The sequence below is a fragment of the Brevibacillus sp. NPDC003359 genome (genome assembly GCF_042878995.1).
Lineage (GTDB): Bacteria > Bacillota > Bacilli > Brevibacillales > Brevibacillaceae > Brevibacillus.
Genome location: NZ_JBIAOR010000001.1, coordinates 1,229,417 through 1,243,493, shown reverse-complemented (window position 1 = coordinate 1,243,493; position 14,077 = coordinate 1,229,417). Strand labels below are relative to the sequence as shown.

The 14,077-nt window shown below is 46.8% G+C and carries 16 protein-coding genes and 1 pseudogene; 10 read left to right on the top strand and 7 right to left on the bottom strand.

Annotated features, from left to right (window positions below; translation table 11 throughout):
- The first annotated feature begins 13 nt into the window (after positions 1 to 13).
- A complete protein-coding gene (locus tag ACFYU8_RS05400) occupies positions 14 to 610 on the top strand; it encodes a DUF1444 family protein (protein ID WP_390295110.1) in 597 nt (198 codons plus the stop codon).
- Positions 611 to 840: 230 nt separating this feature from the next.
- Here the strand turns inward: ACFYU8_RS05400 and ACFYU8_RS05395 are convergent, their stop codons facing one another.
- From ACFYU8_RS05395 to ACFYU8_RS05385, 3 genes are read right to left on the bottom strand one after another with little or no spacing between them, the layout of a single operon-like run.
- Positions 841 to 1,785 (bottom strand): hypothetical protein, encoded by a 945-nt coding sequence (locus ACFYU8_RS05395; protein WP_390295112.1) that lies wholly within the window; start codon positions 1,783 to 1,785, stop codon positions 841 to 843.
- Between the two features lie 20 nt (positions 1,786 to 1,805).
- Positions 1,806 to 2,861, bottom strand: a complete 1,056-nt coding sequence (locus ACFYU8_RS05390; protein WP_390295114.1) for a DUF2515 family protein — start codon at positions 2,859 to 2,861, stop codon at positions 1,806 to 1,808.
- A 60-nt stretch (positions 2,862 to 2,921) separates the two neighbouring features.
- Complete coding sequence (locus tag ACFYU8_RS05385) at positions 2,922 to 3,062, bottom strand: hypothetical protein (protein WP_167402490.1); 141 nt, start codon at positions 3,060 to 3,062, stop codon at positions 2,922 to 2,924.
- 101 nt (positions 3,063 to 3,163) lie between these two features.
- Between ACFYU8_RS05385 and ACFYU8_RS05380 the strand changes: the two genes are divergently transcribed.
- A complete protein-coding gene (locus ACFYU8_RS05380; protein WP_390295116.1) occupies positions 3,164 to 3,472 on the top strand; it encodes an iron-sulfur cluster biosynthesis family protein in 309 nt (102 codons plus the stop codon).
- Here the strand turns inward: ACFYU8_RS05380 and ACFYU8_RS05375 are convergent, their stop codons facing one another.
- Positions 3,473 to 3,922, bottom strand: coding sequence for a DUF441 domain-containing protein (locus tag ACFYU8_RS05375; protein ID WP_390295118.1), 450 nt, complete (start codon positions 3,920 to 3,922; stop codon positions 3,473 to 3,475).
- A 115-nt stretch (positions 3,923 to 4,037) separates the two neighbouring features.
- Positions 4,038 to 4,349 carry a YfhH family protein gene (locus tag ACFYU8_RS05370; RefSeq protein WP_106840654.1) on the bottom strand — a complete coding sequence of 104 codons (312 nt, stop codon included), beginning with the start codon at positions 4,347 to 4,349 and terminating at the stop codon, positions 4,038 to 4,040.
- A 103-nt stretch (positions 4,350 to 4,452) separates the two neighbouring features.
- Between ACFYU8_RS05370 and ACFYU8_RS05365 the strand changes: the two are divergent.
- Positions 4,453 to 4,883, top strand: a pseudogene (locus tag ACFYU8_RS05365) (SDR family oxidoreductase).
- A 309-nt stretch (positions 4,884 to 5,192) separates the two neighbouring features.
- On the opposite strand, the gene ACFYU8_RS05360 reads toward ACFYU8_RS05365, so the two are convergent.
- Both ACFYU8_RS05360 and ACFYU8_RS05355 read right to left on the bottom strand, forming a co-directional pair.
- Positions 5,193 to 5,816: a cell wall hydrolase gene (locus tag ACFYU8_RS05360; RefSeq protein ID WP_390295120.1), complete on the bottom strand. Its 624-nt coding sequence runs from the start codon at positions 5,814 to 5,816 to the stop codon at positions 5,193 to 5,195.
- A 229-nt stretch (positions 5,817 to 6,045) separates the two neighbouring features.
- Entirely contained in the window at positions 6,046 to 6,741 is a 696-nt protein-coding gene (locus ACFYU8_RS05355; RefSeq protein WP_390295122.1) for a peptidylprolyl isomerase, read from the bottom strand.
- A gap of 126 nt (positions 6,742 to 6,867) precedes the next feature.
- Between ACFYU8_RS05355 and ACFYU8_RS05350 the strand changes: the two genes are divergently transcribed.
- The 7 genes from ACFYU8_RS05350 to ACFYU8_RS05320 all read left to right on the top strand — a co-directional run bounded on the left by ACFYU8_RS05350 (position 6,868) and on the right by ACFYU8_RS05320 (position 14,024).
- Complete coding sequence (locus ACFYU8_RS05350; protein WP_390295124.1) at positions 6,868 to 8,025, top strand: trans-sulfuration enzyme family protein; 1,158 nt, start codon at positions 6,868 to 6,870, stop codon at positions 8,023 to 8,025.
- A 137-nt stretch (positions 8,026 to 8,162) separates the two neighbouring features.
- Complete coding sequence (locus tag ACFYU8_RS05345) at positions 8,163 to 8,717, top strand: RNA polymerase sigma factor (protein WP_390295126.1); 555 nt, start codon at positions 8,163 to 8,165, stop codon at positions 8,715 to 8,717.
- Positions 8,714 to 9,790 carry a TolB family protein gene (locus ACFYU8_RS05340; RefSeq protein ID WP_390295128.1) on the top strand — a complete coding sequence of 359 codons (1,077 nt, stop codon included), beginning with the start codon at positions 8,714 to 8,716 and terminating at the stop codon, positions 9,788 to 9,790. The genes ACFYU8_RS05345 and ACFYU8_RS05340 overlap by 4 nt, the downstream gene beginning before the upstream one ends.
- A 14-nt stretch (positions 9,791 to 9,804) precedes the next feature.
- Positions 9,805 to 12,033, top strand: coding sequence for a hypothetical protein (locus ACFYU8_RS05335; protein ID WP_390295130.1), 2,229 nt, complete (start codon positions 9,805 to 9,807; stop codon positions 12,031 to 12,033).
- Positions 12,027 to 12,959 (top strand): ABC transporter ATP-binding protein, encoded by a 933-nt coding sequence (locus ACFYU8_RS05330; protein WP_390295133.1) that lies wholly within the window; start codon positions 12,027 to 12,029, stop codon positions 12,957 to 12,959. Before ACFYU8_RS05335 ends, ACFYU8_RS05330 begins: the two co-directional genes overlap by 7 nt.
- Entirely contained in the window at positions 12,956 to 13,822 is an 867-nt protein-coding gene (locus ACFYU8_RS05325) for an ABC transporter permease (RefSeq protein WP_390295135.1), read from the top strand. The genes ACFYU8_RS05330 and ACFYU8_RS05325 overlap by 4 nt, the downstream gene beginning before the upstream one ends.
- Complete coding sequence (locus ACFYU8_RS05320; protein WP_390295137.1) at positions 13,812 to 14,024, top strand: hypothetical protein; 213 nt, start codon at positions 13,812 to 13,814, stop codon at positions 14,022 to 14,024. The genes ACFYU8_RS05325 and ACFYU8_RS05320 overlap by 11 nt, the downstream gene beginning before the upstream one ends.
- Positions 14,025 to 14,077: the final 53 nt, after the last annotated feature.

Genomic DNA, 14,077 nt, shown 5'->3' with positions numbered 1-14,077 from the left:
CGAAGGGAAGGGAGTGGGGGAGTTGGATCAACAACTAAGAGTAAGTGGCCAAGAGCATAACATCTACCCGGTTTTGCGTCATGCCTCCATGATCAACAAGTACCCGGAGCGGTGGGTGGTGAAGGAGCATACGGCAGATACGTATGTACTGTACGCCCTTGATCAAGGCGAGGGCTACGCATTGATTGAGAAGCGGATGTTGCAGGAAGCCGGATGGACAAGCGAGCAGCTTCATTCATATGCGATGGAAAACCTGCGAAAGCTCCCCTTTTCAGTGAAGTCACAAGAGGTAGGTGGTCAGCGCATCCATTTTATAAGTCCGACAGATGGATACGCGGCAAGTCGAATTTTGCTTGATTCATTTCTGGCGGAGATGGATCAAAATAAGCAAGGAGACTCGCTCGGTGTCGCGATTCCTCATCAGGATGTGCTGATTGTGGCGGATATGGCCGGAGAGGCCGGAGCGCACCTGTTAGCGCGTCTCACCTATGATTTTGCATCGAAAGGGCAAGTGCCGATTTCTGTCTTGCCATATTACTGGGAGGAAGGGGAATTGACCCCATTTCTCGTAGTGACGCATGATTCGGGTACGAAAATTGAAAGAAAGTAGACCAAGCGCGGGGGATGTTTCCCGCGTTTTTCTTTTTTCGTTCATGGTATCATGATGTTATTCATTAGTTCGTTTCGTGAAGAAGGATGGGCTCCAATCGAGGACTATCTGACAATTATCCGGAAAGAAAACCCGCACGTAAAAATCATGTTCGAGCATCGTTCCGACCAAGTAACAGACGAACAACTTGAGCATTGCTACCGTTGGGTAAAGCAGCTCTTATCTGAACCTCATGACCCGACTTCCAGTAGCAACTCAACATAGCGCCCGGCATCTTGAATAAGCCAATACGGAAATCTGGGACCGTGTATGTACAAATCTGTAGCAGTGACGAGCATCGTCTTCACCCGGTTCGTATCACCCATTTTCTGCGCGCATACACCCATCGTCATCCATGGGTATAAATCACCAGTTTGAAATGTATCAAAATGCGGGAACGCGTCTGTGATCCTCTGATAGAGCAGCGAAGCGGTGTTGGCATCAGTCAAGCTGTAGACAATGGGAAACGCTTGGGAAGTAACGTCCGGGTACCATTTTCGCCAGCCGGGGTACGTACGATCATACATCGCAAACGACTTGCGAATCCGGCTATACATCCCACTGATGCCGAGTTCGCATGCCTTAGCGCGTGCAGCTGCTTCCTCGGCAGCCTCCACATTTTTGATCAGCGAAAATAGATACGAAGCATCTGCCAACCCCTTGGCCACTTCGCAATTGTCCATCAAATATTTGACCCGATACGAATGCTTCGCCCAGGTCAGACCGTCCTTCTGTTGGAGGCGGGCAACTGCTTCGAGAAGGGTCAAGAGCTTAGCGTGGTTGGCAAGCAGCCAGTCCATACGCCCCGTTGCTCGTATCCATTCCGCAAGCAAGCTAAAATAAGTGGTGTGGTAGCTATCTTCGCTATCATTTGTGCCTGTATCGATTTCTTTGCCTTGTTCAAGACGAAAATCATTTATATAGCCGTCCGCATTCAGGTTTTGCAAATACCATTCAAGATGACCGCGAACAGCCTCTACCTCCTTCATACGGATGAGGGAAATCAGTCCGAGATTGGTGAAGTACGGATTGATTTGATCACGTTTGGGGCCAAGACGAAAGGTACCGCTCGGCAATTGGCAGGACAGCAAAAAACGTGTTTGATTCAACGCCATTTCTTGCATCCATTTTTCCATGAGGCTGATCTCCTCTCCAGCTACTTGATTGCTGAGACGAATTTGACTCCGTATTCGATCCATTGCAAGGAACGCACATAAGAATCACTGTCGATAGAAGGCAGAGAAGCAGGTTCTTTCACCACCTTGTGCCATTTTTCATCTCGAAACCAATCTACCCCATCTGCCGGATCGTGTCCATAATCAGTCCATGCATCTTGTAGGCGCGGACTGTATATTTTCGGACTTCCTTTTAGCAGCTCATGTCCATCCAATCGCAACTGGTACTCATCTTCTGTGATCGGCGGAGTATGATCATGAGTGAACAAATGTGGCCAATAATCCGCTCGTGAGCCTGTATGAGGAATACGAGAGCAGTAGGAGACGATTTTCTCAAAGCGAAACCGATCCCCAAATAATTGCTTGTACAACGACTTTCCAATCTGAATGCGGCTGTCGACGTCGGGAAAGTGATGGACATTCAACCCGATTAAGCTGAGTCGGCAGTCAGTGGGATGGGCTTTATAAGGAATGAGCACTTGATTCATTGAGAGAGCGGATTGGGCGACGAAAGCAAACGAAGCGAAGATACGATTCAGTGTAAACGGCTTTTGGACGACACGTTGTTCGATATACTGCTGTTCATTGACGATGAGTGCATGTGAAATGCGTGCGCTGTCTTTGGAAGCGAGGAACTCTTGCCAATACGATTGCATAAAGACTGAAACACCAAGTGGCGTTAAAAGCTTTGTTAAATCTGTTCCCGTTCGTTTCATCTCCGCATAGAGAAGTAATTGCGGATAGGCATCGTGAAAAATCAGCCAGTTACATCTCTCCAAAAACCAAAAAAAGGGCTCAATCGCTTGTGCATCCATGATCAGCGCTAGCCATTCCCCTTTTAAATCGGTTATGTTCCACCCGCCATTTCGTGAGACCATATGGGCCAATAACGCCCAGTGAACTTCTTGGTGTTCGAGATAAAAGGCGAGGTACGCTTGTGTGCGGGTGACATTGTTGCGATTGGCTTTGGTTGTTGCTTGTCTGATTTGAGCAATCAGGTGCTGGTCATCGATTGTCGTAGCTGTCAGGTAAGTCATCGGTAGCTCCTTCTCTTTTACATGGAAAAAAGCAGGTCCACTGGGCGACCCGCTTTTTGCTCAACCAATCATTTCTAGTACGAGAAGCCGAACGAGTAGTTTTTCCTTGGCTTCCTCCCACGTATTCGCAAAAATGACAACTTGCTCCGATTGGAACTCAGTTTCCGCGACAAAAATCCCATCTTGTTCGTAGATGTTCATTGATGATCGTCCTTTCTGCTGCCTTTCAAGCATTGTATGCTATCATGAAAGAGATGATGCATCCAGCATTCTGGAAAATCATGAGAAGGGTGGCACCAAACATGATAGTGAAAGTCACAAAAGAAGCAGTAGAACGCATGGCAAGTACAGACAAGTCCATTCGGATCAACGGTGAGCTAGTCGGTGGTTGCGGGATGAATGTAGAGTATGCGTTGTGGTGGGATACCCAAGGTCCAGAAGATGAAGTCTACCAGGTCGATTCTTTGACATTTCTGATAGATCGCGAAACCATTGCCTATATCGGGTCTGATATCCTTACGATTGATTATCGTGCGCAGCAAGGCTTTCGCATGGTTACGCCACAGCAAATTTTGGCTTATGGCCTTCAGCTGAAAGAGCGCTGGGGCTAATCACTTAGGGAGAAATTGCAAAATAAAGGCAAGAATACCTGCTGCAATTAAAGGACCGACTGCAACTCCGCGGAAAAAAGTGACACCAGCGATCGTACCGATCAGTAAGCTTGTAACGATCAACGGGTTTTGCGTCATCAAGATGGTTCCTTTTCCGGCCAGGTAGGCAACAAATATACCAACGCCGACGGCAAGTATCGATTGCCAGTTCATAAAAATCTCCAAGATGGACGAAGGGTTAATTTTGCCGCTTGCAAGCGGAGTCATGATGCCAATTGTGAGTATAATGATCCCGAGTTGTAGTCCATGCTGCTCGAGCAGCGGGAAAAATCGGTCCAATGACAAGAGCCTCATTAAGAGAAGGACCGCAACTGCAATGGATACGGTTGCGTTGTTACCGACGACACCGAGCGCCAGTAGTATCAAGAGGATGATAGAAATCCAGTCCATATGCAGGTTGGCTCACTTTCGTTTTTCTTAGTATATCCATGCTGCTGCGACATGTGCCCGGGTAAGAAAAAAGAGATCGGCATTGCACAAGAGTGCGAGTGCCGATCTCTTTTTACTAGTCGAACCACAGTTCCAGCATTCCTACTGGAAAACCTGTCTGTTCATCCGAATCAGGAAAACGTCCCCAAGCAAAGACGCCGTTGAAATAATCGATGGTAAACGGCTGATCGTAATCAGGCACGCTGTATTTGCTGCCGATTCGGAACTCATCCGTTCCTAAATAGTACGATTTCGCCATGAAGTACTTTTGTGTAATGATAGCGAGCTGTGAGTGATCACCAAGCTTCTTTTTCTCGTTCGCTTCGACGTGCAGGCGCTCCATTTCCTCCTGCAGCTCGGCGAGTGTCATCTGACTGTACAAACGCAACGGACTGCCCCCCTTTCCATACAGGTATATTGTAGCAAAAGACAAGGGAAAAGGCGATGGATGCAGAATCCTCTAAGGAAACGAAAGGGGAGTCGTTTCAAAAATGACACGTTTTGATTTGCATGGGAAAAAAGCAATCATCACAGGTGCTGGAAGAGGAATTGGGAAGGCACTTGCGTTGGGTATTGCAGAAGCGGGTGCGGAGGTTGCGGTAGTCTCGCGACATCTTCCGATTTGCAAGAAGTGGTAACAGAGATCGAAGCAAAAGGCGGGGTGGCATTTCCTGTCGAGGCGAGCAAGTTTGGCGTCAACGTAAATGCGATCGCGCCGTGGTATTTCCGTACGCCATTAACGGAGAGCTTGCTTAGCGACGAAGCGTTTGTCCAAGAGGTGTTGCAGCGAACACCGAGTGGCCGAATCGGGGATGTCGAGGATTTGGTAGGACCAGCAATTTTCCTGTCCTCTGATGCTGCTTCATACATATCGGGTCAAACGATTTCGGTCGATGGGGGTATGTCTATTTACGGCTTTTAATAAAAAAAGGGGCATTCCCAGTTGGGAATGCCTAATTATTGGGGGCGATTGAGAAAAAGAACGACTGATTGTTCTATGACTGTTTTGCTCTCACCCAAAACAGTCAATCAATCAAAGCTATTAGCGTAGGCATACTCAGATTGAACGTTCGATCTAAACATGCTTACGTTAAAAAGTCATCCAAAGAAGATAATCGAGCTTTTTCTCAATGCGTTGAAAAAGTGCTTACACCTACAACATAGCAAGCAAAAGTAAAACATCAATAAAATAAAAATAAAGTATTATTAAATTTTTTCTGTAATTAGCGCGTTAACGAGCAAAACGATGGTTACCGATCTCAACCGTTACAGGACGTGACCAAATCCACTTGGATGTAGCCGTATCAGGATTGAAGAAGTAAAGGGAACCGTTGCTCGGGTCTTTTCCATTCACCGCGTCCTGGACCGCTTTTCTCGTACTCCCATCTGATTGATGTGTCAGATTGCCGTCATGGACAGGCGAAAACGCGTTGGGAGCATAAATAACCTCCCGTACCGTATTTGGAAATGCATCTGAAGCAACCCGATTCAATACAACGGCAGCAATCGCTACCTGTCCTTCATACGGTTCTCCCCGGCCTTCCGCATACACTAACCGGGCGAGCAGTTCCATATCCCTCTCCGAAATCTTCACTTTTCCATTGCGAACCACTTTTGGGCGACTATCACGACTAATCTGCACAGACTCGCGTTTTACTGCTGTAGCAGATGTGGTTGGTTTCTTTTCCTTCTTCGAAACTTGTTCCGATGGCGCCTGTGCACTACCGAGAACAGGGAGTATTGGTACTGGTTGTGGTGCCATTGCACTTGTCGGTGTGACAAATAAGCATAACAGCATCAAGCCAAAACTGTTCAAAAAGAAGAAAAAGCGCGTTGGCGCTTCTCGTGTCAACATGGTGTGAACCACTCCTTTTCGCTTTTTGCGTTTTGATTGCGGAAGCGAATCAGGTCTTTTGCAAGTCTATCGGTCTTGTCGGAATGGTTCAAGAGGGAATCGGTTCCATAGGACTATTTACAAATAAAGTCGGTTTGTGAAAGTGTTTTCATGAATGGACGAATTCACCTATAAAAAAAGCCACTTTCCCTATGAGAAAGTGGCTTTCGTGTGCAGTTGGAGGCTACTCTTATTTTTCCGTAATCGTAATGGATTTAATGGTAATCGTTTGCTCAGGAATACTTGGTTCACCTGTTTGTGGGTTTTTCTTTACTTTAGTTCCTGCAATTTTTTGAACGATATCCATGCCACCCGTAACTTTTCCGAAAATCGTGTAATTCGGAGAGTTGTCCAATCCGGTCACGTCAGGTCCAGAGCCAATGAAGAATTGGCTACCATTCGTATTTTTGCCAGAATTCGCCATGGCAACCACGCCTGGTTCATATTTGTGACCATTTTTCAACTCGTCTTCAAACGTGTATCCAGGACCACCCATGCCACTGCCCAATGGATCACCTGTTTGAATCATGAAGTCTTTGATGACGCGGTGGAATGTGATGCCATCATAGTACTTGTCCTTTGCGAGGAAAACAAAGTTATTTACAGCAATCGGGGCATCTTTTTCAAACAGATCGATCGTGATGTCTCCCATGGAAGTAGAGATTTTCGCTTGGTAGTCCTTCGCTTTGTCAATCTGCATAGCCGGAGCCTTCTCGTACTTCTTCTCACCGGTTGGACCCGGTGGGTTAGCAGGCTCTTTGGATACTGGTTTCTCTGCTGGCGTAGTCGGCTGATTAGGAGCGGCCTCATTGCTTCCGGTAGAACAACCCGTAACTAAGGCGATTGCCGTCAGACATGCGAACAGAGTTGTAATCATTTTTCTCATCTTATGCACCTTCCTTTGTTTCGTACTGTTGGGTGGTTCGGTTTCGAATTATAACACAGATAGTCTAGCTTTTGCCAATCCGCTAGTTTCCTTTCCAATCTCGCGTGGTATGATTGGGAGAAAAGGGTGAGCAATGTGGCAGAGCGATTTGAGACCAAAACGGTACATATTGGACATGACCCTTTGCGGGGAGTAAAGAGCAAATCTACACCGATTTATCAAACCTCCGTTTTTGCCTTCGAAGGCTTGGAAGAAGTAGAACAGTACTACGTCGGCGAAGGAGAATACTTGTACACCCGAAATGGTAATCCCAACCAAGCAGAGCTGGCTCGTGCAATCGCTGTTTTAGAAGGCGCAGAAGCAGGCGTCAGTGCTGCCTCCGGTATGGGAGCGATCATGTCGGGTTTACTTGCCGTTCTTTCTCCTGGTGATCACGTGCTAGCTTCCCATGAAATTTATGGTGGTACCTACGCACTACTGCACAAGGAGCTTTCTCGGTTTGGGATCGATCTTGAGTGCATCCAGCTTGGTCAAAAGACAAAGCTTGCCGATCATGTTCGCCCAACTACGCGGATGTTTTTCTTGGAGACCATCACCAATCCGCTATTGACAGTTGTGGATCTGCCTTACTGGATCAAGGAAGCAAAGAGTCTTGGCTTAATCGTCATGGTGGATAATACGTTTGCGACTCCGTATTTGGTACAACCGATTTCATTCGGTGCAGATCTTGTGGTACATAGTGGAACCAAATATATAGGTGGACATAGCGATGTGACGTCGGGTGTCTTGGTTGGAACCTATGCGACAGTCAAGCGTGCCACGGAGATCGTAGCCAACTACGGTGCATCGCTCAGTCCTTTTGAGGCCTGGTTGACATCACGCGGTTTGAAAACATTGGCAGTGAGAATGGAGCGTCAATGCGATAATGCCAGCCAGATCGCTGCGTTTCTCCGTGATCATCCTGCAGTTGGACAGGTGTATTACCCAAGTCCTACGGATACCTTCTTTTTTTCAAGGCAAAAACAGGGGGCAATGGTATCCTTTGTTTTGGCAGACGAGACGAAGATTTACGACTTTTACCGGGAACTTGACTGGATCAAATTGGCTCCGTCCCTTGCAGGTGTGGAGACGAGTGTATCTCATCCTGTTACGACATCCCACCGTGCTTTTTCTGAGGAGCAGCGTAGGGAGACTGGAATTACGATGGGACTAGTACGGTTATCGGTCGGAATTGAGGCTGTTCAAGACATTCAGTTAGAATTAGATGCCGCATTAGGGAAATAATTCAAAAAACTTTGCCACATTTTGAAACTTTCTTCCTAAGTAATACGTAATACTTAGTTAGAGTAGTCTCAGAATGCAGTGGAGAAAGTCCATTCTGAGAGCATGCTTTAGTCTGGAAGAAACCGAGGAAAACGCAAATGGGAATGGCTATGAAGCAACCGTCGGGGCCATCATCCGGGGATTATTATGAATCTCGTCCATTTACGGAACTGTATGACGAATATTTTGATCGCGTCAACCGGTATTTACGATGCCGGGTTCAAAGTTCGTGGGATGCCGATGATTTGACTACCGTGGTCTTTTTAAAAGCACTAGAAAAATTCGAGCAATATAGCAGAACAAGTCCTTTCGCATCGTGGATCTTTCGTATTGCTCACAATACATATGTGGATTTTATGCGAAAAAACAGGGAGTTACCGGTTGACCAGGAAGATTTTTTAGGAGCAGAACCGGACGACACATGGCAACCAGAACGGCAGGCGCTGACGAATGAAGAGATTCGTCTGCTTCGTGATCGTCTGGACTTGTTGTCTCAGGATCAACGAGACGTGTTGATGCTCCGGTATTTTGCTGATCTCAAAATCAGTCAGGTGGCTGAAGTGCTCGGCAAAACAGAATCGAGTATCAAAATGATTTCTTATCGCGGATTACAAAAACTTCAGAAGATGTATGAGAGGGGGGACTCCGAATGAGAGAAGAGGAGAAGCACCCCCAGGACCATCAATCGGATGATCAGACCGTAACCCAACTCCTAGCCCATTTGAAGCAGATGCGCGGATCGGTTCCTGTCAATTATGAGTTGAAATCAGACCTCAAAAAACAATTGCTCCAGAAAATGAGAGAACTCGAAGCCAAACAGGCAAAAGCTCCAAGTGCCGCACCCCAAAAATGGGGGAGGTTGGTTTGGAGCGGAATCGCGGCTGCTGCTCTTACGATTGCCATAGGAGGTTTTGTGTGGTGGAACAATGCCTCTCTTGCCGTTCGAGAGCATGAAGTACTTAAGCTGCCAGCACAAGCGACCGCGGAGCTTGTTGATATTGATCGGAAAGCGTCGCAGCTTGCTTATATCAATAACAATGTAGAACTGAAAACCATTCCAATCAATGTGGAAATAAAGCCAGTCACGATCAAGCTGCCGCCAACCGAAGGCAAATATACGGGAGTAGCGTGGTCTAATTCTGGGAACCAAATTGCTGTTGTCGAGCAGGATAAAAAATTATCGCGGATATGGATTGTGGAGATGCCGACGGCTTACAGCATGGGAAGTAGCCGATTGCTGAAAGAAGAAGAAGGGGTATTGTATTCTTCACCAAGCTGGTCTGAACATGATGATTCGCTTGCCTTTACCCGCTCCAAAAATGGCGTCGAAGAAATTTGGGTGAGCAGTACAGTATCGTTCCAAGAGTGGAAGCTTGTAGAAGGTTCTCAGCCTGAATGGTCACCAGATGGAAGCTTGCTTGCTTTCAATAAAGCCGGTGAAGTACAGCTGATGGAAGTGCGGACGGGGAAAGTTACCTCGCTTGCAGTGGGACAGTGGGCATCGTGGAGCTCCGATACGAAATTGACCTATACACACCCAAATGGAACGCTGATGGAAGTAAACGTGGGTGAAGAGCCTTTTGTGACACGCGAGCTACCATTGCGAAACCAGTCATCTGAAGAGCTGATCAAAGGCAACTGGGCAAACAAAGGTAAGCACTTACTGCTTATCTCACGCCATGATCAACTGCAACAACTGGTTATCTCTTTGGCGTCACGAAAATGAGCGGAGGAACAAGCATGAGATGGAAATGGGTGTTAATCTTTGTCATCACATGGCTTAGCTTTTCGATACGCCCAGCTATGGCAGAGAACAACGTAGACATACAATTCGAGATACCTTTAGGAGGTATCGTCAAATATGAATCATGGATGAGACTAGGCGTAAAGGTAACCAGCCAGGAACAGAATTTCACTGGGGCTGTGGAGTTATCTCAACGACAAGTCAAAAAAAATAATGAATTTAAGCTGCGGCGTCCAATAAAGCTTGAGCAAGGAAAAAGTACAACCGTATACTTTGATATGCCTTCCCAAATCTTGCTCGATGATTGGTACGTCCAGGTGACGCAAAACGGTCAAGTTGTCAAAAGCGAAAAGTTGCGTATCCCTTATCCAACAGACGGGCGTACCATTGGGGTGATCAGCGAAGAGGGGAATGCGTTTCATTTCCTTGCTGTCAATCAATCACAATCCAAAATGAATCGCCCCTTGTCCGTACAAAATCTCACGGAACAAATGTTGCCTGACCAATCGTGGATTTACGAAAACATAGACATGTTAGCGCTGGCAGGCAATAGTGGTTCCACGATTAATGATCAACAGATGGCTGCGATCAAGGAGTGGATCCAGCTCGGAGGGATCGTGGTTGTTTCCGCAGGTCCTAATCAAGATGGAATGATCCAGCGGTTTGCTGATATCCTTCCTGTGGAAGCCGGAAAAGCTGGTAATATTGAGCTACAGCAAGCATTAAGTGAGTATGACATTGCGAAAGTCGCTCCAAATGGCAGTATAGGTGTATACAACCGTGACTTGCCCTTATTTGTGTCAAAATCGTACGGCAGAGGATTGCTGCTTTTTGTCAACTATGATGTGACAGCAGAGCCGTTGGCATCATGGCAGTTCAATCCACAACTGTGGCAGAATGCAATGATCCAGCATGGCGCCAAGAAGATTTTTGAACAGAAGCTTTATATGGATCAAATGACCCGACCTTTTCTTGACTTGAGCAAAAAGATCCCTGAAGTACAGACTCCTCTGCCGATCTGGATGGTGGCGCTGTGGGGCGGGTATGTCATTGTACTCGCACCATTGACATACTTCATTTTGAAAAGAATGAGAAAACCTGAATGGGCGTGGGGAGTCATCCCGGCAGGAGGAATTTTCTTGACCATCGCTATATTCGCGGTAGGAAAGCCTGCTGTTGTGAAAACGAGTACCAGCTACGCAGTAACCAAGATCGACATCTTAGATGAGTCTTTGGCTCATGTTCGCTCAGCCGCAACGTTTTTGGGGGTGGATCAAAACGAATACGACGTTCAGCTTGAACCGTCGATCGTTGCCCTGCCCTTGACAGTGGGGCGAAATGATTATCGACCAGAGGGACTCATGGATGGCGATGAGGTTCTCTCTTTCCGCAATCTCCCCTATTTGACACCGAAACAGGCGATCGGTATCGGGGTAAAGCATGACATGGGGGCTTTCGATACTTCCTTGCGAATCAATGAGAATCGTCTGCAAGGGCACGTGAAAAACAATACGGAGTTTGCCTACGATCAGACTTATATTGAAATTGGTTTTCAGCGAATTCCGCTTGGGCCATTGAAAAAGGGAGAAGAAAAGCAGATTGACAGTGTGCTTGAGCCCTTGTTTATGCCAAGAAAACCACAGGCAAAAAAAGAATTGCAAACGATTGAAGAACGAATCAAAGAAATGCAGGAAAGAGTCGTTGAATATGAAGAGGGAAATCAGGTAAGTATCATTGGCACAACGACAGAGCCTCTTCCTCTCATGACAATGCAGGTACCTCATCAAGCGCTTTACTGGAATGTCATACAGCAGCCTATTCAAATCCAACCGAATGAACAAGGCATAGTGACGTTTCCTTATGGCATGCTAGATGCTGATATGTATGAAGTGACAGGGGACTTTGACAGTACCGGATACATTTGGCAGCTTGGAAAGGGCAACATTACGTTTGAGTTGCGTACAGACAAAGCTGCGATCAATATGAAGCGAATAACGGTTCCGCTGAATCACAGCTCATTCAAGCCTTTCCGGATAGAATATTTCCACCAACAGAGCGGTAGGTGGATACCTGTTGAGCGCGGGAGGAGACTTGTCCTCGACAATGAAATCCAGCAAGTATTGACGCCAAATCAAACATTATTGCTTCGCTTTTCCCACAATGGAACGTCGCGATTAGCTCTACCAGAGCCAATTTTCCAGGTAGAGGGGGTGCGGAAATGGTAATCGAAACCGTTCATTTAGGAAAAAGATACGGCAATTTGCAAGCATTGACAGATTTGAACCTCTCGATCGAGCCAGGTAAGGTGTTCGGTTTCATTGGTCCAAATGGCGCCGGCAAATCGACTACGATGCTTATCTTGTCTACGCTTCTTGAACAGAGTGAAGGGGAAGCATTTGTCTGTGGCTACAATGTACGAAAAGATCCTGCGAGTGTGCGTCAGTCTGTTGGCTACATGCCCGATTTTTTTGGCGTGTATGACAATTTAACAGCGGTGGAGTATTTGGAGTTTTATGCGGGAGCTTACAAAATTCCTACCTCCAAAAGACGGGCGCTCGTCGCTGATCTTTTGGAACTGGTGAATCTGTCTCACAAAGCAGACGCTTTCGTCGATTCTTTGTCTCGAGGTATGCAGCAGCGCCTGGGGTTAGCCCGTTGTCTGGTACATGATCCAGCTGTACTGATTTTGGATGAACCCGCATCAGGACTGGACCCGCGAGCTCGTATCGAGTTGCGCGAGATTATGAAGCAACTACGTGCAATGGGCAAGACGATTATTATCAGCTCCCATGTTTTGCCAGAGCTAGCCGAGCTGTGTGATGATATTGGTGTCATTGAAAAAGGCAGATTAATTGCGTATGGTTCTGTACACGAGGTCAGCAATCGGGACACAGGACAAAGCCGTATGCAACTAAGAGCCCTGCGGAACTTGGACAAAGCTGGACTTCTGTTAGCGAGCTCTCCGTATGTACATCAATTGACGGAATATATGGGAGGCTTTCGCTTCTACTTTCAAGGGACGGAGCAACAAAAAGCTGATTTGCTTCAAGAACTGCTGGATGAGCAAGTCGCAGTCGTCTACTATGGCGATTCCAAGAAAGATTTAGAAGACGTCTTCTTAGCGATTACGGAAGGAGTCGGTATGGAGTGAGCGACTTCTTGTTCAATCCTCTTTTGGTAAAAGAAATGCGGGACAGATTCCGCTCGAGAAAGACCATGCTCATTTTGGTCGTTTACTTATTTGTCATGGGGGGAATACCGATGGGCTTTTTGCTCATGGACCCCCTGAAAGCCGAATCGTTAGGGGATAGCCGGGATCTGTTCCTGATTTCCGCAGGTATACACTACGCGATGGTTTGCTTTGTGGCACCTGCCTTGACTGCTGGAGCGATCAGTGGAGAGAGAGAACGCCAGACCTTGCATATTTTGCTGACAACCCAGTTGTCGACGCGCACGATTATTTTGAGCAAGCTCATCACATCTTTGGCGTTCTCCACACTGCTCTTGGTTGCATCGATGCCTCTATACAGTATCGTGATGCTGTACGGGAGCGTATCTCCGGAACAAATGGCCCAGCTTGTCCTCTTTCTCGCGGTGAATATGTTTTTTCTAGGGTCGTTGGGGTTGTTCTGCTCTACCTGGATTAAACGAACGTCGATCTCGACGGTCACCACATACGGGATTGCCTTCTTTTTTGTAGTAGGCACTGGCTTGCTATTCTTTTTCATCGGTGAGTCCTTGCAACAGACGTATCCGGAACGATACGTCAATTCAGATGTTTGGAGCATGTATGAACTGCAGATGTTGGCAGGGATGAACCCGATCATCGTGTTGTTCGATATTTTAGGCGAGTCATTCGATCAATCAGATGATATCAGTTTTGCACCATGGTTATTTTTCTCATGTGTGTACGTGGTTCTTTCCTTTGTGCTTGTCATATGGAGCGCTTATTTGTTAAAACCAATCCGTCGAAAATGGTGGAGTTGGAAGAAACGACCTGTTCGTGTACAATGAAAAAGTTGCATGGGAAAAGGGAGGTTTTTTTGTGAGCGACCAAGAAGTGCAGATCATTGATTTTGAAGAACTGCTTCGTGCGATTGAGAGCCGTCTGGCATCTGCAGGGATGTATGTTAAACGCGAAGCGATCGTGACCATTCTTCAGGCCGAAGAAGCATTTTTGCTTGAAAAGGGTGTTCTTCAAGAGTATAGTGAGTAATCAGCTAACAACCTGCCTAAAGTGGTAGGTTGTTTTTCATGGTCAGGGAAGAC

What these genes read in the sequence shown, in the direction of transcription:
- ACFYU8_RS05395 (WP_390295112.1), bottom strand. Translation starts at nt 1,785, where the DNA reads ATGGAAAAATGGATGCAAGAAATGGCGTTGAATCAAACACGTTTTTTG.
- ACFYU8_RS05390 (WP_390295114.1), bottom strand. Translation starts at nt 2,861, where the DNA reads ATGACTTACCTGACAGCTACGACAATCGATGACCAGCACCTGATTGCT.
- ACFYU8_RS05385 (WP_167402490.1), bottom strand. Translation starts at nt 3,062, where the DNA reads ATGAACATCTACGAACAAGATGGGATTTTTGTCGCGGAAACTGAGTTC.
- ACFYU8_RS05380 (WP_390295116.1), top strand. Translation starts at nt 3,164, where the DNA reads ATGATAGTGAAAGTCACAAAAGAAGCAGTAGAACGCATGGCAAGTACA.
- ACFYU8_RS05375 (WP_390295118.1), bottom strand. Translation starts at nt 3,922, where the DNA reads ATGGACTGGATTTCTATCATCCTCTTGATACTACTGGCGCTCGGTGTC.
- ACFYU8_RS05360 (WP_390295120.1), bottom strand. Translation starts at nt 5,816, where the DNA reads ATGTTGACACGAGAAGCGCCAACGCGCTTTTTCTTCTTTTTGAACAGT.
- ACFYU8_RS05355 (WP_390295122.1), bottom strand. Translation starts at nt 6,741, where the DNA reads ATGAGAAAAATGATTACAACTCTGTTCGCATGTCTGACGGCAATCGCC.
- ACFYU8_RS05345 (WP_390295126.1), top strand. Translation starts at nt 8,163, where the DNA reads ATGGGAATGGCTATGAAGCAACCGTCGGGGCCATCATCCGGGGATTAT.
- ACFYU8_RS05340 (WP_390295128.1), top strand. Translation starts at nt 8,714, where the DNA reads ATGAGAGAAGAGGAGAAGCACCCCCAGGACCATCAATCGGATGATCAG.
- ACFYU8_RS05335 (WP_390295130.1), top strand. Translation starts at nt 9,805, where the DNA reads ATGAGATGGAAATGGGTGTTAATCTTTGTCATCACATGGCTTAGCTTT.
- ACFYU8_RS05330 (WP_390295133.1), top strand. Translation starts at nt 12,027, where the DNA reads ATGGTAATCGAAACCGTTCATTTAGGAAAAAGATACGGCAATTTGCAA.